This window comes from Armatimonadota bacterium, assembly GCA_023511795.1.
Taxonomy (GTDB): domain Bacteria; phylum Armatimonadota; class UBA5829; order DTJY01; family DTJY01; genus JAIMAU01.
The window spans coordinates 1-23,061 of the sequence record JAIMAU010000023.1; the positions used below are offsets into that span (position 1 = coordinate 1).

Here is a 23,061-nt window from a genome sequence, read left to right on the forward strand (position 1 = left end):
TATACAGGCCGCTGAGTATACCAGCCACTGCCATTCCAAAACCAACCGTGCCCAGGCGATAGGGTGATGCTGCGGCCAGATAGGCTGTTGATACTAATGCTGCTTCGGGGTTCGATAACGGGAGTTGGTGCTACCCACTCGGCGATTGGAATTCCATCCGCAAGCACATTGACATTTGCGTCGATTCCCCAGTTATACAAAGTCCATTTAACTTGGTCGTGAATCGCCATAAGGGCTGCTTCCGAAACGCCACCGGCGACAAGGCGTTTGGAGAAATTCACTGTTGCCTGATCTCCTTCAATTCTTAAATCAAGCAACTTCGTGCCCTTTGGAATGGCGGAGGTGAGGCCTGCCGCAAATGGAGTCCCAGGAGGCGGCGAGGCTAGCTGGGACAATGCCGAGTAGACATCCACGGCTTTCGGACAATTCACAACGTATATTTCGCCGAAGCCGTCTACGTAGGCAACCGGCCCTGCCAGGGCGCTACCTGCTATACAGGTACACGCTAGTGTGATGAGGAGAAAAAGTGTTGAGGCTTTCATTGCATCCCTCCCATGATAATTTTTGCTCGTGCTTTCTGCGATCGCTGGTGGCCATGGGATTTTGGATGCGTTGGAAACGATCGACATAGCGCTTGCGAGCTTTACTGCAAGTGATTGTAGTAAAAGCAAGCTTATTTGTCAAGTTTTTAAAATAATATTTCAATCCATAAGCCATCTGCCGAGTTCGGGTATTTGATTAGGAGCGTCTTGCTTTTTGCATCCCAGATTGATTCAACTTGGTTTTGGCTGTATTCTCCTACTTTAATTGACTTTGGCGAACGGGGGAGCGCTATGCGAGTTGCCGCAACGGTGCCGGATGGTCCCTCGGAATGGAAGCGAATGGAGTTCGGGGAGACTTTAACACCGAGGACTTTTGATGCCGAGGCAATGATTTTAGGCTTTGTTAAATCAAGTTTCTGCAAATCAATCAATAAACGTCTCGCTCCTGGGTCAACTGTTACCTGACGGGTGATTTTCAAGTTTGCATCGAAAAGATTTACAAATAGGCCTGTCAACTTCCTTGGGGAGACTTTGGGTGTTTCTTCGAGACCGGCGGCGATGATATAGGGCCCACGGCGGAGAATTAGATGATTCGTTTCAATCCAAGGCAGCTTTGCTTGAGTGAATGCCTGCTTTGCCATGCTTATGGTAAGCTCAGCGCCTTTCGCATCTTTGGTCAGCGATGCTGGGCTAATTCGCTTATATACAAGCGAACCTTTGCCGATTTTGTATATCCCTTCGCCTGATTTCGCACTAAGCCCCAGCAGTTCGAAGAGGTGAATGCGAGGTGCAGCGTAATTCATGCCATTAGTATTCCACCATTCCTTCACGGAATTATATGGATCTGCGTCGTCATCAACAAAAACGAGCACTCCGCCGGCTTTTATCCAATTTGCTAAATGGGTATGCAACTCGGGTGTAGGCGGCTTCATGCCTTCGTAGGTTAGAAATAGAACTTTATACGGCTTAAGATATCCTGGAAGGCCTATGTTTTCGTACTGAACTGGGTGAACCAGTGCCCCGTGTTTTAGCAGGGGCATAGCAAGCCCAAAGAACGACCCCATGTGAGGATCGCTTGGGTTTGGTTCGCCGCGCTGGAACATCATTGTGTCAGAAACGAGTATTCCGATGCCGGTTACGCCGCAACTCCATTCAACCTTAGGTTGGTTCATGTCATTAAGGGCGTTCATAACTATTAGCAATTCTGTGGCGTAATCTGAAGGAATACTCTCCCGCTCGACTTCCTCCCCCGGTTTTCGCTCGGTAATATCTTTTACAGGATACTTGCCTAGGAATACCCTGTCAGGCCACGGCGCAACCTCATAGCGCCATACGTCTGGCCACATAAGCGATGCAACTAACGTGCATTCCCAGTTGCGTTTGTAGTCTGCCCAGCTGTGCTCAGGGTTGTCCTCGACTGGATCATTAAGAAAATACATCCGCCGCCCGGTAGAACGCACGAGATTACTACACACCCCATATTCGAAGAAGGCATACTCGAATGTCCGTTCTTTGCCGACTCCCTGGTACACATTCCAACTCCTTGCAGTGCCTGTCCAGACTTGTGCAATATATCCATCGCAACCGTTCAAAAGCACAAGGCTTTGTTCAGGGCTGACGATACCCCAGTGGGCGTAGTTCAGCATGCTGTGAGTAGGGACGTAGCACCGAATCCGCCGCCCGATTTGCTTGCTATATTCGATAACGAATTCGAAAACTTGCTGGAGCGCCCGCCGGTAGAGGTAATACATCAGTTTAGATGCCCTATATTGAGCATCTGGTGAAGTGTGCGGCGGAATCCATGGCTCGCCATAATATGCCTCCCATTCACGCTTGAAACTCTCGGCATAGCCGCCGCGGACCCAAAATTCGGGCTCCTCTAGGTAGATTGCTTCTGCTCCCGCATCTATTGCTTTTTTAACACCTAAGCAGAGATACTTGCCGAAGGTTTCTGTTGGTGAAACGTAAGGAACATCTGGCCCATGGAGAATTGGATTGCCATATTTATCCTTTTGTGCTTCATCTTCATGGCTTTTGCCGTCCCAGCGGCCGTGGAAGTAGTCTTGATAATCTCCCCACGCGACGCCGCTCATTAGGTGTACTCGATATCCCTGGTCGCGCCAACCTTTGATTCGCTCAGCAACGTTGCCGCCAAAACCATAGACTATTGCGACATCGGATTTTAGGTCGACCTGTGGACTGAAGGGGCTGGCTATCTGAAAACTAGTTCGCTCAAGATATTGTTTTGGGTCACGCATCTTTTCACCACTCACCTTGCTGGTTATTAAAACAAAAAACGCTAGTATGGTGGTAGTCCAGCTATAATGCTTCATGTGATTGGAAACCCCGATTCAAAGATAAATGTTATCTTTGCAAATTAAGTTATTCGCAGGCAAACTATTAACCTGCAATTATTTTTTAATGCGCAGTTTAGGTAAGTTTCTTATTGGGTATCAACAAAGTGTACGCTTGACAAAATTAAAACCAAGCGTTATATTTAGTAATAATATGCGGCCATTATTAATGAGGCAACTTAAGCAAAGCCCTATTAAATGACTTATATTTAGATGATAGCCAAAATAGTTGTAAAGGAGGTGTTTGAAACCTTAGGGTTTTTGGGTTAACGGCAGCTCAAAATATAGTTTCAAAAAAGAGGCAGACTGAAATGAAGAGTTTTATTATTGCTCTTTTGCTGCTGGCTTCAGCGCTATCGGTTTCGTTGGCGCAAATCCCAGGAGCGATATGGACAACCGATGCTGATTGCCTGGCAGTCAATCGCAACATCTTCTATGCAAAAACCGACGTATATCTGAACGGCGGGCCATCAGGCAAAGGTGGCTTAGGCTTGCCTGATGGGAATTATTACTACCAAGTTACTGACCCATCAGGCTCGGTGTTGCTTAGTACTGCACCATTGGAAGAGCGAGTAGTTGAAGTTGTTGGTGGATGGATTACTAGCTGCAAGCAGCTGTATCCATTCGATGACACTCCAAACCCTGGCGGGGAGTATAAAGTATGGGTGACGGCAGTTGCAGACTATGACCCGCTTGACCCTGCTGCGGTTTTTGGGTTCGTGCCAGCGAAGTCAAAAACCGACAACTTCAGGGTAAAGAGTAGTGAGGATGGTGGTGGTGTTCAAAGTTTCTTTAGTTTGTCAGGATATAAATATTATGATCTTGATTTAGATGGAGAAAGAGATACCACCGAAGGAGGAATACCTTATTGGAAAATAGCCTTATTTGAAAACTCGATTTCACCAGAAAACCTGGTGGGAATACAATGCACTTCCCCTGGCGGGGATGGTGTGCTACCTGGCTACTATTTATTCCCAAATTTAGCGCCTGGCACATATGTTGTAGTCGAGTTGATGCCTTTGGGTCCATGGCTGCAAACAGGTCCAAAGGAAAGCAGCATTGACCTGAACCCAGATCCTATGGTTACTGTCACTACCAGCAAATACAATGATCTCGGCGTTGTTTACATCGTTGTCGTGGAAGAAGGCATTCAGAATCTTTACGCTGTCGAAAATATTGACTTCGGCAACATTTGTCTTGGTGCTGGTGGTGGGAAAACGCTGGGCTTCTGGACGAATAAGAACGGCCAAGCAATACTCCAAAATCCAGAGAAATGGAGCATAGTGGTGGGGTCTGGCGCTCTGAGTTGTCCGGTTTTAGCGGGCCTGCCTTATACAAGAGCTGAAGCGCCTTATCTTAATAGCCCAGGCGAAATTAAGCGCTTCCTAATAAATGCAAATGCCGTAGACATGAGATACATGCTTGCTGCTCAGTGGCTCGCTATGGGGCTAAATGTTCTGGTGGGCGATGTTAATCCGAGCTCAATAATCTATATGGGCAATGGCACGTTCAAGACAATTATCGAAATCCTCGATGACGTTTGTACTAACGGTGCCTCGTGGGACCGAATGACGCAGGAGTATTTTAAAGACGCATTGGACAAAGCAAACAATAACATGAACTTCGTCCAGCCCGCGCCCTGCCCGGTGGTTTATGACGACACACTCCCACCTTGCCCTGGAATGTAATTCGACTCACAGGTGCTGCGGTGATGCCAAACCGCAGCACCTGAACCACATGAGTAAGAGCAATCAATAGCCGCTTTGAAACCCAAAGTCCATGTAGGAATCTATAGCTTTATATCCACAAGGCCGGTTACACTAGTTTGGGGTACCCGACTTATGCGCTGAACCAAGTTCTCACTAGAAACCGGCACCAAAACTTTTGCTCTTATTGCATTGCCGAACATCCCTTCTATTTGTGCAACAGCTGTGACCTTATCCAGTTGATCTCGTGAGCCAGTTACTAGCGCTCCTCCAACTCTGGTGCCACTTCCAACGCTAATTATTGGCACGACTTTCTGGCTGGTGGCTGTTGCGGAAGTCTCTGCTTCTCCTGCGAAAAGTGCTGATTTGAGATTGCTCTCCCACTGCCGAGCTAGAAGGAATGGCGTTGTCTGGTTTATCCTAGCATGTGGCTGGTCTGCCGTAATTATAATCTCGGAATTTGCTAGAACAACATCTTGGCCATTTATGCGTCCGGTTGTAAAGTCTTCAGGTTGAATATGTTTTGTCACTATGTTTTTTAATCTTTGTGCAACAATCTCAGCTCTGCGTGCTGGAGAAAGTCCGCCAGCAGTTGTCCTGATTCTGAATATAACTTGGCTATCAATTAATACTTCGCCCACTTGCTGGCCGCTTATGATGGCGCTTCTGGAAGTAATCTCGGGGTCAGAAGTCGCCTGGGCGAAGGCAAGTGACAATGTCGCTGTTTTGTCAAGTCTTGAGGCGCCAATTAATGCATATGCCACTACAATAATTAAAGCCGACATAGCAATCAAAACTTTCCTTTTCATTTTCTTCGGTTTCTCCTTTCACGGTTGCTAAATCTTGAAGTCGAGAATCGCCGAGACACCTACTCCTTCGATGCGCCGCATATTCTTTAATGGGTTTGTTGTGTCCATCGGGAAAAGTAGCCTTGCGCGGGCATTTGATATTTGGGTCTCCGCCTGACCAACTCCCCTCACATCATCTACTTTGTCTGTTGGACCGACAACTTGAGCAGCTCCAATATATGCGCCTGAGCCGACCGAAATTATTGGCACAACCTTAGTAGTGCCTTCCCATTCCACACCATTCTGGCTTGCAAGCTGATTAACAAATCTGTTTATGTCGTTGCCGAAAGTTCGGACAACATATGCAATGCCAAACAATTTGAGCGCACGTTCGACTAAAGATTGTCCTTGCACGGTTGGTAGGCAAATGCTAAATGCTACTACTACCGCTAAAGTAATACAGATAATTTTGTATGCAACCATCTTATTTCCACCTCGATAACGTTTGGTTTTTTGGCTTATACCCTTTAACCTAATTCGCGAAACTGGCAGATTCGCTAAGGACAGCTTGTGAAAATCACGCCTAGATTGCTACAATAGTGCGGTGTTTCAAAATATGACGGAATTTCAGGCGATAGTATTAGCAGCAGGTAAAGGTCGCAGGATGAGGTCCAAGGAGCCAAAAGTACTTGTATCTCTCCTTGGTCAGCCTCTGGTGTGTCACGTGCTACATAGACTAGCAGAAGTTGGGATAAAGCATCCGATAATTGTTGTTGGCGTGGGGGCCGAGCAGGTTAGGCAGACTTTGGGCGATAATTACTTATATGCTTTTCAACAGGAGCAGCTTGGCTCGGGCCATGCCGTTCTCTGTGCTGCGGAGCTTGCACGCGGCAAGTCTCGCAATCTGCTGGTTTTGTGCGGTGACAGCCCCTTGTTCAAAACCAAAACCATTCGTTCTCTTATGGAAGCCCACTTATTTGAGAAGCCAACTATTACATTGGTTTCTGCAGTACTGGATGATCCCAGAGGCTATGGGCGCATTATTAGGGATTCAAACGGCGAGATTATGGCAATAGTGGAAGAAGTAGACGCTACCGACGAAGAGAAGGCTGTCAAGGAAGTCAATGGTGGGTGCTATGCCTTTAATGCAGAGTGGCTGTGGGATAATCTTAACCTAATGACGGAGAATGAAGCTGGTGAGAGATGTCTTACTCAAATGGTCGATATTGCGATAAAGCAACACAGGCGGGTGATTTCCGTGTCCGCAGAACCTGAGGAAGTGTTGGGCGTTAATACATATGATGATCTAGCTGCTGCTGAGCGCATATTGGCTAGCCGAAGCTAACCCTACGTTTACTGCCGCAAAGTACTAGGCGAACTTACAATCCATCATCTACTCTGCCGAGAGCTTGTCTAATACGAACTGCACTTCGTGACGTTGAAATTATAAACTTTATAATTTCGCCATACATCCTCAGCCTTGCCCAAGTGCCGTGAATTCTCCCCAGCTTTTCTTCTTTCATCGGATGCGTCATTCCTGGGAGCGGAACGAATACTGTTATGAGGCCTTTTTGTGAAGCATATCTCCCCAATGCAATCTCGGCACCGAAGCGTGCTTGTTCTAAACCAGGAACAGAGAGAACGTGCTTGCTGTAAATCGCACGCTGACCTGAGATAAAAGGTGCTAGGCTCTGAGCCCAGTCAGTACGCCACCTACCACCTTTGAAGATGCCAATGCTCATATCTGCCCTGCCTTCTAATACTGGTTGCAAAAGTGCCTCCGCAAGGTTGGGAGTTAGGCCGATTAAGTCGGCGTCGAAAAATGCAACGATATCTGCGCTAGCGCACTTAACGCCGGCGACCAAGGCGGCGCCTTTGCCAAGATTGCGAGGCAAGCGAATGGCAGTAACTCCGGGATAGCTAGCTGCTACCTCATAGGTTCTGTCTGTAGAGCCATCACTTACCACTACTATGTCATCTAATTTGCGACATTGCCGGAGCGCGTCGAGCACAGCTCCTATCCGGTGCTCTTCATTGTACGCTGGGACAATAGCGGCGACTCTCAAGTTATTCTCCTTCTTGTGTTCCATCATAACAGGAAATTGTGATGCTACTCAGCCCTTCCGGCGCGCAAAGCGTCGTAATATTCTTGAGCCCGCTTGATGCGCTCTGAGGTTACTGGGTGCGTCCTAAATATTTGTTCGAACCGCGAGGGTTGGTCCTTCTGTCTCTGGAGAAGGGAATTAAAGAAATTGATTAGCCCTTGTGGGTCATACTTTTGGCAGCGGTACATATACTTAATACCAAGTTTATCTGCCTCAAACTCTTGCTTCCTGCTCCATCGGAGAAATTGCAGATTTGCGAAAAGAGTTGCTATCTCCTTTGTTTGACCCTTTGTTAGTGTGCCGATTAATAGTTGCGCTTGTATCTCCCTGCCCAACATTTGAGCATGGTGTCTTGCAGCTATATGCCCGATTTCATGGGCGATAACGCCGGCAAGTTGGTCGGGTTTTCCTTGGGTCTCATCTATTAAACCCTTGTATACATAGACCCATCCTCCAGGGAGCGAAATAGCATTCACATCCTTTATGTCAAGGATTTTGAACGTGTAAGTAAGGTCGGGCCTGTCTGAACAACGCTGTGCAAGATCTTGACCAATTTGGTTTATAAATGCATTTAGGGCAGGGTCTTTGTTCACTGGATATCTGCTCTCTATTTGTTGGGATGCTTCTTGGCCAATTTCTATCTCTTGACTTTTGCTGACTAGCGACTCAGGTTTACATCCGCAAACAAACAGGCTGACGATTGCTATAATAAAAAGCGTGAAAAGCATGCGTTTGAGGTTTGTCACCTTGTTCGCCCTCCTTTGCTGTCGTTTGTGGGCGGCCTCGATTGGTTACTCCAAATCTTTTCTAAGGCATTGCTAGTCTGGTCAAGCTTTTTTCGAAGGTCTTCAAGCATCGTCCAGCTAGGTTTTTCAGTAAATCGAGGTAGCCGGTCTAGCTTCTGCAGGCTCTTTTGCAATTCGACCTTTGCAGTCTTAAAGTTGCCGTTTGTAATTAACTTTGTTGCCTGCTCGATATGTTTACGGGCTTCTTCTACTAGCGCAAAATTTGTAGACTGAGTGCCAGCAGTTTGCTTAACCGCCCTAAGCTGGGCAACCTTGATTTGCAGGGCCAAAACTTGCGTTTTCAATACCGATACCTGCCATGCATTGTATATAGATAAGGCAATGGCGACCGTAGCCAGGCTCATGAGAAACAGGCTGGACATACAGCCGCGATATCGGCTACCTCCCATTCATACCTCCGTCATTCGTATACCCCTGCTCTGTGTGTGCAAAACCAAGAGCAATTGCCTGTCATTATACCAACAAGGTGATGTTGGTGCAACTACTTGCTACCTTGAATTCCTACTTTCTATAGCTTCTGAGTAAGGACCAGCTATTACCAGAGTGTACCTGTCAGGATGTAGATATTTCTTTGCCATTGCGTTAACTTGTTCGAGAGTGACCGACCGATATAGTTTCTGGTAGTTTTGGATATAATCCATTCCCAGACCAAAGAACTCTGCTGCCCATAGGATATTCGCAATTGAGGAGTTCTTTTCTAGTCGTACAGGAAAAACGCCGGTGATGTAGTCAATTGCTGTTTGAACTTCTTCTTTTTTTGCGCCGTTATTCCGCATGAGGGTGATTTGCTCAATAAGGACCTTGATTGCTTTTTCGACATTCTTGGGATTTGTTCCCAGTTTGGCATACCATGGCCCTGCTCCAAGGTTTGCTTCGAAGGTGCTGTAGACATCGTACACGAGCCCCATTTTGTCACGAATCTCATCACCAAGTCTGCTGCCAAGAGCGCCACCGCCTCCTAGCACAAAGTTCATTACCATTGCGGCATAAAAATCTGGGTCGGTACGTTTTAACCCCCCTGCATAGCCAAGTATCACATCTACTTGTGATTTGTCTGCCATGGGAATTATTTTCTTTTCTATCTCTGTCTGTAATGGCACGTCCGGAATCACTGGCCGCTCTCCAGAGGCGTCGGTATTCCAATCACTGAAATAGGCCTTAATTTTTTCAATGGCTTGCTTGGTGTCAACGTCGCCGACTACAACCAGAATCATTCCTTTTGGGCTATAGCGAGACTTGTAGAAACTTACAATGTCTTCGCGCACAATTGCAGATGTATTTGCTAGCTCTTCCTCGATTGTTAGTGCATGATATGGGTGGTCGGAAGGGAAGATTGCGCCTTTGAACGTACGAAAGGCAAGGGCTTCTGGACTATCTTCCTCTTGCTTGATTGATGAAAGCCGGTGCGCCTTCACTTTCTCGAATTCGTTTGTTGGAAACGTTGGGTTTTTTAGCACATCGGAGAGTAGGTCAAGAAGTTTGTCGAAGTATTTTGAGAGTGCATAACCTGTGAAGTTTGCCGATTCGGTGGATGCATTGGTATCCAGGCTCATACCTACAAAATCTTTCTCTTTCGCAATTTGGTCTGCACTTCGTCGAGTTGTGCCTTTCATCAGCATTTCTGCTGTCATTTCAGCCAATCCATGCTTGCCTGGTGGATCAAAGGCACTTCCTGCGTTAATACTGCCCTGTATGCCGACTGTTGGGTTGCTTCGGTTCTCATGGACAATGATTACTATGCCATTATCCAAAACGACTCTTGTGGGCTTGATGGAGGGCAATGTCGGTTTAACTTTCGCAATTTTAGCCTTACTTGGTGGTTGATTCTGCGATGACAATTTGACAAAGCTAGCATTGGGGATAGTTTTCTTTTGGAAAGAAGGTTGACCGAAATTGGCTTGCCATTTGTTTGCTATCAAAACAGGATGGACGAAGACAGAATCAGTGCCGTCACAAGCTGTTGCCTTATTTTCTGTGGGTCGGTATGCCGCATACTTGAATTTGAGCGGCAGACATTGGCCTCCGACTTCTGCTGGGTGTTTTCCTTCAGGTATAAAAGTGACAACCGTTCTGTTTTTCTCGGTGAAGTATTTCTTGGCGACCCGCTGGATGTCGTCTTTAGTTATCTTTCGCACATTTTCAAGGTACCGTTCCACAAAGCGCCAGGAAAATATGGTTTCAAAATACCCAAGCTGGCGTGCCTGATTTGTAACGCTGTCATTGGTATAGACAAAGCTAGCCTCAAGCTGGTTGAGTGCTTTTTGAAGTTCTTCATCACTTACGGGTTCTGTCTTAAGCCGTTCTATTTCTGCTACGAGGGACGCCTCAACATCCGATATTTTTACCCCATCTTTTGCGGTTGCGCCTAAGATGAAAAGATTTGGGTCTTTGCTAATCGATGCGCTCGCCCATGCTGATGTTGCAAGTTGCCTGTCAACGAGGGCTTTGTACAATCGGCTGCTCGTCCCGCTGCTTAGAATAATCTCTATGACGTCAAGTGGATAGATATCAGGGTTGCCAATTGCAGGGGTGTGGAATCCGATTACTATGCGTGGAACAGCACCGGCTTTTCTGACAACCGCACGCCTTTCGCCGATTTGTTGTTCTTCTTTTGCTGTAACCTCCGGCGGTTTTGGCCCTGCAGGAATCTTGCCGAAGTACTTCCTAACCATTTCAATCGCTTTATTAGTCTCAAAGTCTCCAACTATTACAATAGTTGCATTGTTTGGCTGATAGTAGGTTCTATAGTATTTGTAAAGGTCAGCGCGAGTAATGCTCTCTATATCATGTCTGCGACCTATTACTGGCCAGAGATAAGGATGTGAACGGAAAGCTAGCGAATAAAGTTCGTTGTAGACCAGACTCTCTGGATCGTTTTCATCTCCTTCGAGCTCAGAACGAACGACAATCCGCTCTGCTTCCAGTTCTTTTGGGTCAATTAGACTATTTACCATGCGGTCGGCTTCTATTTGCATGGCTAGCTCTAGTTTTTCGCTGGAGAGAGTCTCCCAATAGAAGGTGAAATCTCGCCAGGTAGCTGCGTTGCTTATTCCACCGTTTCTGCGAATCAGGTCGTCAATCTCACCCTTCTTAAAGGTTTTTGTGCCTTTGAACTGCATGTGTTCAAGAAGGTGGGAGAGCCCTGTCTTGCCGAGCTGTTCGTTTCGCGATCCAACTTTGTACCACACCATGAAGCTTACGACAGGTGCGGCATGGACCTCTTTTGTGATGACTTTCAAGCCGTTTGGAAGGACAGTTTCGCGAACCTGTGTTGCAAACGCCGGTATACATGTAAGCAAGGTTGCAAGTATCAGGATTGGGATAATTCTAACGGCTCTTGCTTTCAAAGATATTTCCTCCTATGAGCGAACTCTGGGGTGATATTATAACAAAAAAGCCCACTCTAATCATTGGGAGTGGGCTTTTCGTTGAATACGATTTTGTCTTATTTGGATGTTGCCGCATCCCGCTGACAGGCTGGGCACATCGGGCGGCCAAATACTTTTGTGCTATAGGTAGCTTGTCCTTTTGTTATTTCTCGACCGCATCCTTCTGTTGTGCAATAGAAGTGTTCCGGCTCTTTTCCTGTTGAGCCGCTCTTAGCTCCTGCTAGGAGTGGTTCACCGATTGGAAGAGGTGAATCAACTATCCGCTGACCTTCGTCGAGCTCAGGCGCAAACTGCGTCCCAAAGCCGCATACAGCGAGCGCGCGTCCTATGGAGCCTGTCTCAGCCTTCTCGACGTAGTCCGAGAATCCGTTTGAGGTTTCCATTTTTGTGCCTTTTGCCATCAGGCGTCCTTCGGCGTTATAAACGAGAGCCTCGAAGATTGCATAACCTTTATCAACGTCAATTGCAACTGGCCTGGTTTCAATTCCCCAATCAGGATGTTCTTGGCGAAACCAAACCAACCTTGAAGCTACCGGCAAGTATTCTTTGCCACCTTGTACTTTGATTAAATGTTTCTTTACGTCGAATGCCATCTCTACACTTACCTTTCTAACCACTTACACAAGCTTAAAATGCGAAATGATGCTAAAGAATCTATTGCTGATACCAATAATTATAGAGGTTTTGTGACTTTTATGCAACAGCAACAATTGTAAATAATTGACAACGAAAGCCAAGTAGTATCTATAGTAGCATGCTTTCTTACCCTTGGTTGACACCCTTTTCCAAGCATGTTAGAATATGACGCCTTGTAGGTAGCTCATTGAGGAAGCTTTATAAAACTCAAGGTGGGTGTGCAAAAAGCTGCTTGATGGGGCCTGGGATGTTTCATATTTGCGCAAAATTGGGTAATTCCTCCGCCGGAGGGACGGATAGATGCAATTTTTTGGCCTAAGAGGTTCAAGCTTGTGTTTCCTTAGCGAATCAAAATTCGCGCGAAAGGTTTTTCCGTGCATTGCCGCTGTCGCATTAATCTTTGCGATGGGCGTAACCGCGTCTACTCAAAGTGCAAGGCAATCTGTTTTGGTTTCGATTACATGTGATGGCCAAACTTGGGAATATGTCTCCTGCCGGGGAACGGTAGGAGAGATTCTCAAAGAAGCTGGCGTTGAGATTGGCAAAAAGGACCGTGTCATACCTAGCCTGAGCACGCCGGTAAAACATAGAATGGCAATCCAGGTCATTCGAATCGAAGAAAAAATTGTTGTTCAGCGTGAGCCTATTCCTTATAAGACTATAACGAAATTCAATCCTCACTCGCGCCTTGACCGCGTCGTACTTCAGAAGGGCGTTGCCGGAGAGAAAGAGGTAACCTACAAGGTTATTTACAAGAATGGAAAAAAAGTTTCAAGTGAAGTTATTGGTGCAAGGGTTCTTCAGAAGCCACGGAGCGAAGTTGTTTCCATATCGAGGGGCGCTTTGCTTGCATCACGTGGCGGGTTCGTCAGATGTCTCCGTATGCGCGCTACTGCCTATGCACCATATGCGTGTGGTGGCAGCAAAAGCGGGCGTACAGCATGTGGCATGAAGGCCGGAAAAGGTATTGTTGCGGTTGACCCGCGTGTGATTCGGTTGGGCACCAAGCTGTATGTCGAAGGATATGGTTATTGTGTGGCTGGGGATGTCGGCGGCGCGATAAAGGGCAATCGCATTGATCTTGGCTTCAATACATATCGAGAAGCTATTCGATTCGGCAGTCGGTGGGTTACCGTTTATATTTTAGAATAGCCACTGGGTTTACTTTCAACTGCAAATCGGAAGCAGGAACTTTACAAAGGCCATGAGCCACCGACTGATATGTGCTTTTATCTGCCATGCGCTCAATTGAATTGACGTCCCCAACCAGACTAAATGAGCTTTTTCGCCAACATGGCTTCTCCCCCAAGAAGCGATTTGGTCAGAATTTCCTTGTTGACTGGAATATCCTAAATAAGATTTTGGATGCCGCCGACGTTCGAGAGGGCGACCACATTCTCGAGATTGGCGCAGGTGCCGGCACGGTCACGCTTGCCATGGCGGAGCGAGGCGCAAGAGTAGTGGCTGTGGAAATCGACCGTGCTCTGCTTGATATTCTTTCAGAATTGTTTGCTGACCACTCAAATGTTAGAATCGTTCATGCTGACATTCTAAGCCTCAACCTTCCTCAATTTCTTTCCAGCCAATTTGGGTCGGCAAAGATAAAAGTCATTGGCAATTTGCCTTACTATATCACGAGCCCAATTATAACCGAGCTTCTCCTGGCGCGTTCACAGATTGAACTAATCGTACTTATGGTCCAAAAAGAAGTTGCCGACCGCCTGAAAGCCTCTCCAGGTACAAAAGATTACGGTTCGATGAGTGTTTTTGTGCAGTATTATTCGGAAATTGATGTCATTGCTTATGCGTCGAAGACCGTTTTCTTTCCTCGACCGGATGTATCAAGTGCGGTAGTCCGACTGACGCCTCGGAGTGTGCCGCCAGTCAAGGTTCCAAGCGATGAGTCGTTCTTCGCAGTTGTGCACTGTGCATTTGGACAGCGGCGAAAGACATTGCTCAACAGCTTGTCCGACTGCCAGGCTCTCGGGCTCTCAAAAGACCAAGTCTTGCAAGTGCTTCAAAAGGCGGGTATTGATTTTTCCCGCCGCCCTGAAACCCTTTCCCTTGAAGAGTTTGCCCAAATAGCCTCAGCCTATTCTAGCTTGGAATAAGGGGAAACCAAATGGGGTAGGTGCTCTGGTTAGGTTGACAAGAGGCATATGCATACGTATACTTAACGAGTGAATTCTAATAGCGAAACAGCCATCATTCATTCGTATGCTAAGGTAAACTTGACGCTCGATGTGCTTGACTTGATGCCCAACGGCTTCCACGCAATTGAAAGCGTAATGCAGACTATCGCCCTGCACGACACGATTCGGCTTTCGCTGGTTGAGCCTCCTGGGGTCCGGGTGGTTTGTGATTTGCCAGATATCCCGACCAACGAGCGGAATTTAGCATACCGGGCGGCCGCGCTTTTTCTAGAAAACCTGGGCGTAAAGCTGGGAGTCGAAATTCAACTTAAGAAGCGGATTCCGCCTGAGGCAGGTCTTGGAGGAGGAAGCAGCAATGCCGCTTCCGTACTTAGAGGTTTGAATCAGCTTGTTGCAAATTCGGAGCTCAAGGTTAGCGGGGATGGAGGTTTAAGTCTTAAAGCTATGATTGACCTTGCCGCAAGAATTGGCTCAGATGTGCCTTTTTTCTTAGTTGGCGGAACAGCGTTTGTTCGCGGCAGAGGTGAGGATGTCGAGCCACTGGCGGACATCCGGCGCTGGTGGATGGTCATTGTGAAGCCGCCATTTGGGATTTCTACTGCCTGGGCGTATAGCCGCTTGGATGAGATGCGTGCGGAATGCGGATGGCGGGTGCGCAAGGAACAAGGTACAGCTTCTGCACGTATGTTGGATTGTATTCGGGAAGACTGCGATGACCTTCCAAACCTGTTAAGTAATGATCTCGAGGCCCCTGCTCAAGAACGTCATCAGGAGATAGCTACCATCAAAAGGGCTTTGATAAAAGAAGGCGCAAAAGGTGCGCTTATGTGCGGAAGTGGTTCGGCTGTGTTTGGTCTTTTTGAAGATGAAGGCTCAGCTCAACAGGCTGCAAAGAATCTTAATTTTAGATTTGGGAAAGTATTCAAAACACACACGATTGGCCGAAAAGAAGCGCTCGGGTCCAATTTCTTTGAACAAGCTTAGTTTTGGCTTGATTTCGCCCAGAACCCAATGAGAAGATATTATGGCTAGCAAGAATGAAAGCTATTCATTGCCCGCATTTATAATAGCAGGTGCGCCTGCCGAGCCGGAATTCGAGCGGAGGTACGGAGTAAAGTATCGATGCGAGGTACCAATCGCCGGTAGAGCAATGCTTCTCCGTGTATTGGATGCGTTATCAGCATCGCCTAGAGTCAAGGGTATCTACATAATTGGGTATGCCGATTCAATCGAAGGAGCTTCCATCCTAAAGCCTCGGGGCAGTTTCTTAGATAACCTGCTAGTTACAGTGGAAGCAGAGCCCGCAGCTAAGCGCCTTTTAATTGTCACATCGGACATTCCAATGCTGACTTCAGCTGCGGTTACTAGTTTCATCGAACTTTGTGGCGACATGAGCGCAGATTTTTACTACCCTATAATCCCCAAAGAAGTGAATGAACATCGCCTGCCAGGCATTCGTAGGACTTATGCCAGGCTTGCCGAGGGTATGTTTACTGGTGGAAATATGGTAATCATTAATCCTCGAATGGTGCTACAAAATGCAGGAATCATTGGTGATATACTTTTGGCTCGAAAGCATCCTATGAAAATTGCACGGCTTATTGGACTTGGAACTCTCTTCCGCGCTGCATTCGCACAAAAGGTGTGGCCTGGAGCTTTAAGCATTGCGCGGTTGGAGCATGTAGCCGGTCGCATTTTTAATGGTAAAGTAAAAGCTGTGCCTGTCGAATTCCCCGAGATTGGCGCCGACGTAGATTCGCCAGAGCAGGCGGAAACAATCGAAAGGTTGATTAAGCAGAAGCAGGAAGGTGAACGCAGATAGGAAGGATTCTTGAGAAGATAACTAAGCCTGCGGACCTAAAAGGTCTTTCGGCAGAGCAACTGAACAACCTTGCCGCGGAGATTCGAGAGGAAATAATTAACGGCGTGGCAAAAACCGGTGGTCATCTCGCTTCGAATCTTGGAGTTGTTGAGCTAGCCACTGCTCTATATGCATCCTACGATTTGCCGAAAGACATTGTTATATGGGATGTAGGACATCAGTGCTACCCCCATAAGCTTCTTACTGGCAGGTATCAAAACTTCAAGACTCTTCGGCAGTTCGGTGGCATAAGTGGTTTTCCAAAGCGGAGCGAAAGCCCATATGACTTCTTTGGAACCGGTCATGCTAGCACATCTATATCGGCTGCCCTTGGATTTGCAAAAGCCCGCGATCTAAAAGGCACAAAAGAGCATGTGGTTGCAGTAATTGGCGATGGTGCGCTCACTGGTGGGCTTGCCTGGGAGGCACTAAATAATGCTGGCCAGCTCAAGACGAGCCTGACGATTGTCCTTAATGACAATGAAATGTCTATTTCAAAAAGCGTGGGCGCGTTTGCAACTCATCTAAGCAAGCTACGCATGCTTCCGCTCTATAGGAAGATGGAGCATAGGGCGAAGGAAGTCATCGAAAGCTTGCCGGTAGGCGGTAAAACGATATCTCGAACTGCTGAGGGCATCCTTCATGGTGTGACACACTTGATTGGGGCACAAGCTGGTATTATATTCGAAGAGCTGGGCTTTACATATCTCGGTCCAATAGACGGCCACGACATTGGGTTGCTTCTTGATGTTTTTTACCATGTCAAGCAGATTGATGGCCCTGTCATAGTCCACGTCCTAACTACCAAAGGCAAAGGGTACGAACACGCTGAAAATAACGCACGTATGTTCCATGGAATCGCGCCATTCCAAGTGAAAGACGGCAAGGTCGAGCAAACACCAAGGTCGCTTACTTATACTGAGGTATTTGCCAATGCCTTGGTTGACCTTGCTGAGAAGGACGAGCGAATAGTTGCCGTGACGGCGGCGATGCCCGATGGCACAGGACTAAGCAAGTTTGCTGAGAAATTCCCCGAGCGGTTTTATGATGTCGGCATAGCCGAGCAGCATGCCGTAACATTTGCAGCTGGGCTTGCGGCTGCTGGACTAAGACCAATTGTTGCGGTGTATTCAACTTTCCTCCAGCGTGCATATGATCAAATTGTCCATGACGTATGCCTTCAAAAGCTCCCCGTTGTTTTTGCTATAGACCGTGCGGGACTAGTTGGCGACGACGGCCCAACACATCATGGTGCTTTCGATCTCTCATATCTCCGCCATATCCCCAATCTCGTTTTGGCGGCGCCAGCTGATGTCGCAGAGCTTTGGGATATGCTTGCACTTGCCTTCTCTTACGATGTGCCGTTTGCAATTAGGTATCCGAGAGGTTCGGCGATAGATATTACTGGATACAGGTCTTCAGAACCCAGTGTTTCGATGGGCATGGCAGAGTTGCTTGCCAAAGGAGATGATGTTTGTATAATTGCTATTGGTCCAATTGTGGCATCGGCTCTGAGAGCCAGGGATATCCTTCAAGAGTCGGGGGTTTCGGCGGCGGTGGTGAATGCTAGGTTTGTGAAGCCACTTGACTCCAAGCTGATTCTCAGCCTTGTGTCCCAATGCCGACGATTGGTGCTTGTGGAGGAGAATACAGTTCAGGGTGGCTTTGGTGGCGCAGTTCTTGAATTGCTCGCCGCCTCGGGAATGGGCGGTGTGAACGTCAGGCAAATTGGCCTTCCGGATGAGTTTGCCGCTCATGGTGCAACTTCAATGCTTTATGAACTTTATGGTTTGGATGCCGAGCATATCGCGGCAGTTGCTCTTGAGTTAGCAACAAGTAAGTCTAGCGGTCTTGAAATAAAAGAGATAAGGGGTTGAATATACGTATTATGTATCAGCCCGAATATCAAACAGCATATTCTCAAGTGCTAATTGAGCAGTGACATTTCCTGCCAAGTATCGCCGCGTGTCCATTATCGACTTAATTGCCGCTTGAAGTCGTTCTCTTGTATAGAGAACCACTTGCTCTTTCAAATCATCCACCATGTCAATATTGCAAACTGGCGCGTCGTTTCCCCGAATCTTAAGCGAAAGAAGGTCAGAATACCAGGAAAGGATGTAGTCCAGCAGTCTGTGGAGCCTTCCTATTCGCGTGCGTTCGTCGCTATCTGACTGTGTTCCTTCGGCCATCTTGCGAATTATCTCGGCGGTCTTGAATGCTAGTACTGGTGGCGAGGTGGGCCAATTGCGGATAAGTCCTAGGACAGCCGCTCGGTCCTCAAGCACCGCGGGGTCGGATGCCATGCGTATTGCTCGACCGATGGCGCCTTGTGAGCATGCAGCGATTAGCTTTACTTTTTCCTCGGGAAGGTCGAAATTTTTTCTTAACATCGCTTCGACTTCGGATGTCGAAGCTCGCATAAACCTTATTGTTCTGCACCTCGACCGGATGGTTGGCAAGAGCAGGGTGGGGTTGCAGGAGAGCAGGATGAGAACGGCATAGGAGGGTGGTTCCTCTAGGATTTTAAGAATTGCATTTTCAGAGCTGGGGTTCAAGGTGTCTGCCTGTTCGATAATTACAACAGACCAGCGGCCTCCGAGGGGTGCGAATTGAAGGCTCTTGATCATCTCTCGCATTTGGTCAATCTTTGTCTGGTCGCCTTCTGGGGTGATGATTCGGACATCGGAGTGTGTGCTGGCTTCTATCCGCCTGCAAGATATACATGTGCCGCACGCATCCTCATTATTCTCGGAGGTTTTGTTGACGCAGTTTAGCGCAGATGCAAATGCAAGGGCGGTTGCCGTCTTGCCAGTATTTGCTGGACCTACGAAAAGATAGGCATGGGCAACTTCGCCGCGGCGAAGCGAGAATTTAAGTGCACGAATAGCACCTTCTTGACCTTCAATGTCAGAAAACCTCATGTCAGAACCGTTCGAAGCGTTCTACATCCACAACAAAGACGACCGCGCCGCCGACAAGTACTTTTACAGGGCTTGGCATAAATACGCCTACCGGACCGGCATCTGGTGGGATGAAATTTGCATATTGCTCGCGGGTTTTGCAGCTATCTCGGATTACGCCAAGCAACTCTTCCAGCCGCTTTTCCTCAACGCCTATGAGGAAAGTGACGTTTCCATCGCGAAGAAAACCACCAGTGCTTGCCAGCTTTGTAAACTTGAAGTTTGAGCGGAGGAGAGCCTCCGAAATCCTTGCTTTGTCTCTGTCGTGGATAACTGTGATGACTAGTTTCATTTTGGCCTCCCAAAGGTATTATATTGGCAATCCGAGCTTTTCCGCAACATGGCGTAAGATTTCCTGGTGGACTGTCTTGACGTCGCGGGATGAATCTATGACGACAATTCTGTTAGGGTTTAGCCTTGCTTCTTCTAAAAAGCCGGCGCGGACTCGCTGATGATATTCGATGGACTTGCGCTCGATTCTATTCCACCGGCGCTGGCGTCGGAGGCCCGTCTCAACATCGACATCGAGGAGCAAAGTGAGGTGCGGCATCAAACCGTTTGTTGCAAAGTGATTTAGTTGACGAATTAGCTCTAAGTCGAAGCCACTGCCGTAGCCTTGGTATGCGGTTGTTGAGTCAATATACCTAGCGCATATGATGGTAACGCCAGCCTCAAGGCTCGGGCGGATTACTTTTTCTGTATGTTGGGCACGTGCGGCTAGATAAAGGAAAAGCTCGGTTCTATCGGTTATCTCATCGTCTGCTCCTTGAAGGAGAATGTTCCTAATTTTTTCGCTGATTGGGTCGCCGCCAGGCTCGCGCGTTAGCTTTACTTTGATTCCGTGTTTTATTAGGGCATCGGCTAGCATAATGGCCTGCGTCGACTTGCCGGATCCTTCTGGTCCTTCCAAAGTTATGAAATAAGCATCCACATATGTCTCCAAGTTATGTTTTTTCTTAAATAATTATAAATGAAAGCGGCTTAATTCTGAAATTTCCAGAAGCATTTGCCTAAGCCATACACTTTGACTCTTAGATCTCGGTTGTTTCCTGGGGACGCTGAGAGAAATTATGTTATGGTCTCATGATTCTTACGCGACGAAATGGCTCGGTTCCGACGCTTTCTGAGATGAGTTTATTTTCTGCGGCAAGTTGATGTTGTAGCCGCCTTATGTAACTGCTTTGCGGCATTAGTTCTGCCATTTCCTCGCCCGCGAGAACCCGTTCTATCGCTTCTTCTGCCTCACGGAGCGCAAGTTCTTCATTTTCGAATTCTGAAACTTTGAATATTGTCTTGAGAACCGTTGCTATTTGGGTGTATGTATTGCTCTTGACGATATATGTAGGAATTTCCCGTTCAGTAGCATCTTTCAATTTAGCGGGTTCTTTCCTAGCGTGCGCTTTGAGGGTAATGATTACATCTGCTTCTCGCCAGTCTTTTGTGATGTATGCCGGAACTTTGAGCTCTCGGATTGCTCGTTCGAGCCTATTTCTGCTTACACCATAGGGGAAAATTCGAACTGTCTGGGGTAGGGGTTTGGCTTGAGGAATGGGTGGTACCAGTGTGCCTACCTCTTCAGGAGCTCGCACATCGAGATCAGCTTCTTGGACAACCTCAACTTCGCCCTCCGGGTTTCTGATGCGGATTTCGGGGCGAGGGGGTGTGCCACGAAGGAGCTTATCTACAACCTTTGCCACGTCGTGGTGAATGGCTAGCTTGTCAACTTCCATGATTTCTATGACTATGTCGAATGTCGGTGGTGCTTTTCGCTCTAGCACCGTTTTTTGTGTGCCTCTTCGCTTTGCTTCCTCGTCGCTGAGGGTTACTGCTTGAATGCCTCCGACAAGGTCGGAAAGGGTGGGGTTCATCAGTAGGTTTTCGAGAGAGTTGCCATGGGCAGTTGCAATAAGCTGTACTCCTCGTTCAGCAATTGTTCGTGCTGCAAATGCTTCGGCTTCTGTGCCAATTTCGTCAATAACTATGACCTCGGGCATGTGATTTTCAACTGCTTCGATCATGACCGCATGTTGGAGCTCGGGTGACATAACTTGCATGCGGCGAGCGTGTCCAATGGCTGGATGGGGTATATCTCCGTCGCCAGCTATTTCATTTGAGGTATCCACGACGACGACGCGCTTTTTGAACTCGTCGCTTAGGACGCGGGCAACTTCGCGTAGCTTGGTAGTTTTTCCGACGCCTGGACGACCTAGCAAAAGGATGCTCTTACCGCTCTCCACGACGTCGCGAATTATGTCTATGGTGCCATATACAGCACGGCCAATTCGGCATGTAAGGCCGACTATCTTTCCTTGGCGGTTGCGTATGGCAGAAATGCGGTGTAAAGTGCGCTCGATTCCAGCTCTATTGTCTTTTCCGAATGCCCCAACCCGGGAGACTACATAGTCGATATCCTCAGAAGTAACTTCTATATCGCAAAGCTCCAACACCCTAAGTGGGAACCGGGCCTCGGCAGGCCGGCCGAGGTCAAGAACAATCTCCAGCAGCTCGTCCAGGTCTGGTTGGTCCTGAAGGCAAGCACGAATGTGCGTCGGCAGGACATCGAGTAGCTGATCGAGGTTGTCAGTAATTTGCTCCTGGCGCATGCGCGTCCTTTCCATTGAAATGTCTAATGATCAAAGGGGGTGCGCATCCCAAAAATTCCTTACCCAATATGCGCCGTTTACACAACTATGTTCCGCAAACTCTACGAAATTCCTGCAGAATTTGATAGCACATCAGCAATAATAGCAAGAGAGCGAACCTATTCTAAAGTCCGCTCTCTATGTCTTACATTATTCGCCACTTAAAAGTTGCATTAATTATTAGCTGGTTTTGGCCCAGACATGCGGCACCATACATTTCCAACGTAGCCGAGTTCATCAACGTTGTTATCCTTAAAAAGATAACGCTCATTTGTCATTGCACTTACGTGGCCGTCAATCCAGAGCACGTTGTTCAGGCCGTTGTGCCGTCCTGGTGGTGCTATGTAGTTCAAAGGCGGATTTGGTGTGGCAGCGAAGAATGTACCTTTTTGTCCGCCAGGCCAGCATGTTTCGGCTATTCGCACTGTTTGTGCGGGATAGCGTACCTTGCTTAATGGTACGACTCGAGCATCGCTTCCATCGGGTTTGTACCAGCCGCCGCAGTAGACGTTCATGCCATATGAGCGTTCCGCAGACCAGGAGGCTACTTCGTCCGCCTCAAAGCTTGGGCATCTGTAGATTTTTCCCAGGTTCGTGCCCGTCATCCTACCCCCTTCGATTTGTTTTAGATAGGGGTCAAGTAGTTGCGGCCAGTGGGCTCCTGCCCAGTCGAAAGGTGCGCCCCATGGAACGAGGACGTCATCCCAGTCAGACTGGTACATTTCGGCGGCTACGCCGAGCTGCTTTAGGTTGTTGGCACAAGTTGTCTGCATTGCCCTCTCTCGAGCTTTCGCGAACACAGGGAATAATATTGCCGCGAGAATGATAATAATTGCTATGACCACAAGCAACTCGATGAGGGTAAAGCCTTTCTTCCCACTCGCCATTTCCGATCCCTCCTTCTTTTAAGAGTCATTTATGAGAAGATAACCCAATTTGTAAGGTTTGTTCAGCCTTCTGCTTTCAATTGCTATCTTCTACCTTAATTCTACTACAAAGCTTCTCTTTAAGCAAGCTTTTTTTGCAATCTATGGCGGTTGGGACGGCACGAGTTGATTTTCAAGTTCTAAGATCTGAGAAAAAGGCGGGCCGTACCCAGTGCCCGCCTTTTTCTTAAAT

Annotated in this window: 21 protein-coding genes; 7 read left to right on the forward strand and 14 right to left on the reverse strand. The window is 47.7% G+C overall.

What is annotated here, in order from left to right:
• Both K6T99_12000 and K6T99_12005 read right to left on the reverse strand, forming a co-directional pair.
• The coding region (locus tag K6T99_12000; GenBank protein ID MCL6520541.1) for a GerMN domain-containing protein at positions 1 to 542 on the reverse strand (542 nt) is incomplete at its 3' end.
• A gap of 146 nt (positions 543 to 688) precedes the next feature.
• On the reverse strand, positions 689 to 2,875 hold the full coding sequence (locus K6T99_12005; GenBank protein ID MCL6520542.1) for a hypothetical protein: 2,187 nt from the start codon (positions 2,873 to 2,875) through the stop codon (positions 689 to 691).
• Between the two features lie 332 nt (positions 2,876 to 3,207).
• Here K6T99_12005 and K6T99_12010 point away from each other — a divergent pair, with 332 nt between their 5' ends.
• On the forward strand, positions 3,208 to 4,584 hold the full coding sequence (locus tag K6T99_12010) for an MSCRAMM family adhesin SdrC (protein ID MCL6520543.1): 1,377 nt from the start codon (positions 3,208 to 3,210) through the stop codon (positions 4,582 to 4,584).
• A 101-nt stretch (positions 4,585 to 4,685) separates the two neighbouring features.
• On the opposite strand, the gene K6T99_12015 is transcribed toward K6T99_12010, so the two are convergent.
• Positions 4,686 to 5,411: a COP23 domain-containing protein gene (locus tag K6T99_12015; GenBank protein MCL6520544.1), complete on the reverse strand. Its 726-nt coding sequence runs from the start codon at positions 5,409 to 5,411 to the stop codon at positions 4,686 to 4,688.
• Positions 5,412 to 5,438: 27 nt separating this feature from the next.
• Complete coding sequence (locus K6T99_12020) at positions 5,439 to 5,873, reverse strand: hypothetical protein (GenBank protein ID MCL6520545.1); 435 nt, start codon at positions 5,871 to 5,873, stop codon at positions 5,439 to 5,441.
• 133 nt (positions 5,874 to 6,006) lie between these two features.
• Between K6T99_12020 and K6T99_12025 the strand changes: the two genes are divergently transcribed.
• The gene (locus K6T99_12025) at positions 6,007 to 6,735 is read left to right on the forward strand and encodes an NTP transferase domain-containing protein (protein ID MCL6520546.1); all 729 of its coding nucleotides are present in this window, start codon (positions 6,007 to 6,009) and stop codon (positions 6,733 to 6,735) included.
• Positions 6,736 to 6,769: 34 nt separating this feature from the next.
• Here K6T99_12025 and K6T99_12030 read toward each other — a convergent pair whose 3' ends face one another.
• The 5 genes from K6T99_12030 to K6T99_12050 all read right to left on the reverse strand — a co-directional run bounded on the left by K6T99_12030 (position 6,770) and on the right by K6T99_12050 (position 12,307).
• Complete coding sequence (locus tag K6T99_12030; GenBank protein ID MCL6520547.1) at positions 6,770 to 7,480, reverse strand: glycosyltransferase family 2 protein; 711 nt, start codon at positions 7,478 to 7,480, stop codon at positions 6,770 to 6,772.
• A gap of 20 nt (positions 7,481 to 7,500) precedes the next feature.
• Positions 7,501 to 8,241, reverse strand: coding sequence for a M48 family metalloprotease (locus tag K6T99_12035; protein ID MCL6520548.1), 741 nt, complete (start codon positions 8,239 to 8,241; stop codon positions 7,501 to 7,503).
• Positions 8,238 to 8,690 (reverse strand): hypothetical protein, encoded by a 453-nt coding sequence (locus tag K6T99_12040; protein MCL6520549.1) that lies wholly within the window; start codon positions 8,688 to 8,690, stop codon positions 8,238 to 8,240. The genes K6T99_12035 and K6T99_12040 overlap by 4 nt, the downstream gene beginning before the upstream one ends.
• A 99-nt stretch (positions 8,691 to 8,789) precedes the next feature.
• The gene (locus K6T99_12045; GenBank protein MCL6520550.1) at positions 8,790 to 11,648 is read right to left on the reverse strand and encodes an insulinase family protein; all 2,859 of its coding nucleotides are present in this window, start codon (positions 11,646 to 11,648) and stop codon (positions 8,790 to 8,792) included.
• 98 nt (positions 11,649 to 11,746) lie between these two features.
• Positions 11,747 to 12,307, reverse strand: a complete 561-nt coding sequence (locus K6T99_12050) for a hypothetical protein (protein ID MCL6520551.1) — start codon at positions 12,305 to 12,307, stop codon at positions 11,747 to 11,749.
• A gap of 319 nt (positions 12,308 to 12,626) precedes the next feature.
• On the opposite strand from K6T99_12050, the gene K6T99_12055 reads away from it, so the two are divergent.
• The 5 genes from K6T99_12055 to dxs all read left to right on the forward strand — a co-directional run bounded on the left by K6T99_12055 (position 12,627) and on the right by dxs (position 18,217).
• The gene (locus K6T99_12055) at positions 12,627 to 13,478 is read left to right on the forward strand and encodes a G5 domain-containing protein (GenBank protein ID MCL6520552.1); all 852 of its coding nucleotides are present in this window, start codon (positions 12,627 to 12,629) and stop codon (positions 13,476 to 13,478) included.
• A gap of 86 nt (positions 13,479 to 13,564) precedes the next feature.
• Positions 13,565 to 14,437, forward strand: a complete 873-nt coding sequence (gene rsmA / locus K6T99_12060; protein MCL6520553.1) for a 16S rRNA (adenine(1518)-N(6)/adenine(1519)-N(6))-dimethyltransferase RsmA — start codon at positions 13,565 to 13,567, stop codon at positions 14,435 to 14,437.
• A 69-nt stretch (positions 14,438 to 14,506) separates the two neighbouring features.
• Complete coding sequence (gene ispE, locus K6T99_12065) at positions 14,507 to 15,463, forward strand: 4-(cytidine 5'-diphospho)-2-C-methyl-D-erythritol kinase (GenBank protein ID MCL6520554.1); 957 nt, start codon at positions 14,507 to 14,509, stop codon at positions 15,461 to 15,463.
• A 40-nt stretch (positions 15,464 to 15,503) separates the two neighbouring features.
• Positions 15,504 to 16,301 carry an NTP transferase domain-containing protein gene (locus tag K6T99_12070; protein MCL6520555.1) on the forward strand — a complete coding sequence of 266 codons (798 nt, stop codon included), beginning with the start codon at positions 15,504 to 15,506 and terminating at the stop codon, positions 16,299 to 16,301.
• Between the two features lie 5 nt (positions 16,302 to 16,306).
• Positions 16,307 to 18,217 carry a 1-deoxy-D-xylulose-5-phosphate synthase gene (gene dxs / locus K6T99_12075; protein MCL6520556.1) on the forward strand — a complete coding sequence of 637 codons (1,911 nt, stop codon included), beginning with the start codon at positions 16,307 to 16,309 and terminating at the stop codon, positions 18,215 to 18,217.
• A 9-nt stretch (positions 18,218 to 18,226) separates the two neighbouring features.
• Here dxs and holB read toward each other — a convergent pair whose 3' ends face one another.
• The 5 genes from holB to K6T99_12100 all read right to left on the reverse strand — a co-directional run bounded on the left by holB (position 18,227) and on the right by K6T99_12100 (position 22,829).
• Positions 18,227 to 19,261, reverse strand: a complete 1,035-nt coding sequence (holB, locus tag K6T99_12080) for a DNA polymerase III subunit delta' (protein ID MCL6520557.1) — start codon at positions 19,259 to 19,261, stop codon at positions 18,227 to 18,229.
• 1 nt (position 19,262) lies between these two features.
• Positions 19,263 to 19,592 carry a cyclic-di-AMP receptor gene (locus tag K6T99_12085; protein ID MCL6520558.1) on the reverse strand — a complete coding sequence of 110 codons (330 nt, stop codon included), beginning with the start codon at positions 19,590 to 19,592 and terminating at the stop codon, positions 19,263 to 19,265.
• Positions 19,593 to 19,610: 18 nt separating this feature from the next.
• Entirely contained in the window at positions 19,611 to 20,231 is a 621-nt protein-coding gene (gene tmk / locus K6T99_12090; protein MCL6520559.1) for a dTMP kinase, read from the reverse strand.
• A 142-nt stretch (positions 20,232 to 20,373) separates the two neighbouring features.
• Positions 20,374 to 21,903, reverse strand: a complete 1,530-nt coding sequence (locus K6T99_12095) for an AAA family ATPase (GenBank protein ID MCL6520560.1) — start codon at positions 21,901 to 21,903, stop codon at positions 20,374 to 20,376.
• Between the two features lie 212 nt (positions 21,904 to 22,115).
• Positions 22,116 to 22,829 (reverse strand): DUF1559 domain-containing protein, encoded by a 714-nt coding sequence (locus tag K6T99_12100; protein MCL6520561.1) that lies wholly within the window; start codon positions 22,827 to 22,829, stop codon positions 22,116 to 22,118.
• Positions 22,830 to 23,061: the final 232 nt, after the last annotated feature.

Bases quoted from the DNA above. Each gene is read 5' to 3' on its own strand.
- K6T99_12020 (MCL6520545.1), bottom strand. From the start codon at position 5,873: ATGGTTGCATACAAAATTATCTGTATTACTTTAGCGGTAGTAGTAGCA.
- K6T99_12005 (MCL6520542.1), bottom strand. From the start codon at position 2,875: ATGAAGCATTATAGCTGGACTACCACCATACTAGCGTTTTTTGTTTTA.
- K6T99_12040 (MCL6520549.1), bottom strand. From the start codon at position 8,690: ATGGGAGGTAGCCGATATCGCGGCTGTATGTCCAGCCTGTTTCTCATG.
- holB (MCL6520557.1), bottom strand. From the start codon at position 19,261: ATGAGGTTTTCTGACATTGAAGGTCAAGAAGGTGCTATTCGTGCACTT.
- K6T99_12015 (MCL6520544.1), bottom strand. From the start codon at position 5,411: ATGAAAAGGAAAGTTTTGATTGCTATGTCGGCTTTAATTATTGTAGTG.
- K6T99_12055 (MCL6520552.1), top strand. From the start codon at position 12,627: ATGCAATTTTTTGGCCTAAGAGGTTCAAGCTTGTGTTTCCTTAGCGAA.
- K6T99_12085 (MCL6520558.1), bottom strand. From the start codon at position 19,592: ATGAAACTAGTCATCACAGTTATCCACGACAGAGACAAAGCAAGGATT.
- K6T99_12070 (MCL6520555.1), top strand. From the start codon at position 15,504: ATGGCTAGCAAGAATGAAAGCTATTCATTGCCCGCATTTATAATAGCA.
- rsmA (MCL6520553.1), top strand. From the start codon at position 13,565: ATGCGCTCAATTGAATTGACGTCCCCAACCAGACTAAATGAGCTTTTT.
- K6T99_12010 (MCL6520543.1), top strand. From the start codon at position 3,208: ATGAAGAGTTTTATTATTGCTCTTTTGCTGCTGGCTTCAGCGCTATCG.
- K6T99_12095 (MCL6520560.1), bottom strand. From the start codon at position 21,903: ATGCGCCAGGAGCAAATTACTGACAACCTCGATCAGCTACTCGATGTC.
- K6T99_12025 (MCL6520546.1), top strand. From the start codon at position 6,007: ATGACGGAATTTCAGGCGATAGTATTAGCAGCAGGTAAAGGTCGCAGG.
- K6T99_12100 (MCL6520561.1), bottom strand. From the start codon at position 22,829: ATGGCGAGTGGGAAGAAAGGCTTTACCCTCATCGAGTTGCTTGTGGTC.
- K6T99_12030 (MCL6520547.1), bottom strand. From the start codon at position 7,480: ATGGAACACAAGAAGGAGAATAACTTGAGAGTCGCCGCTATTGTCCCA.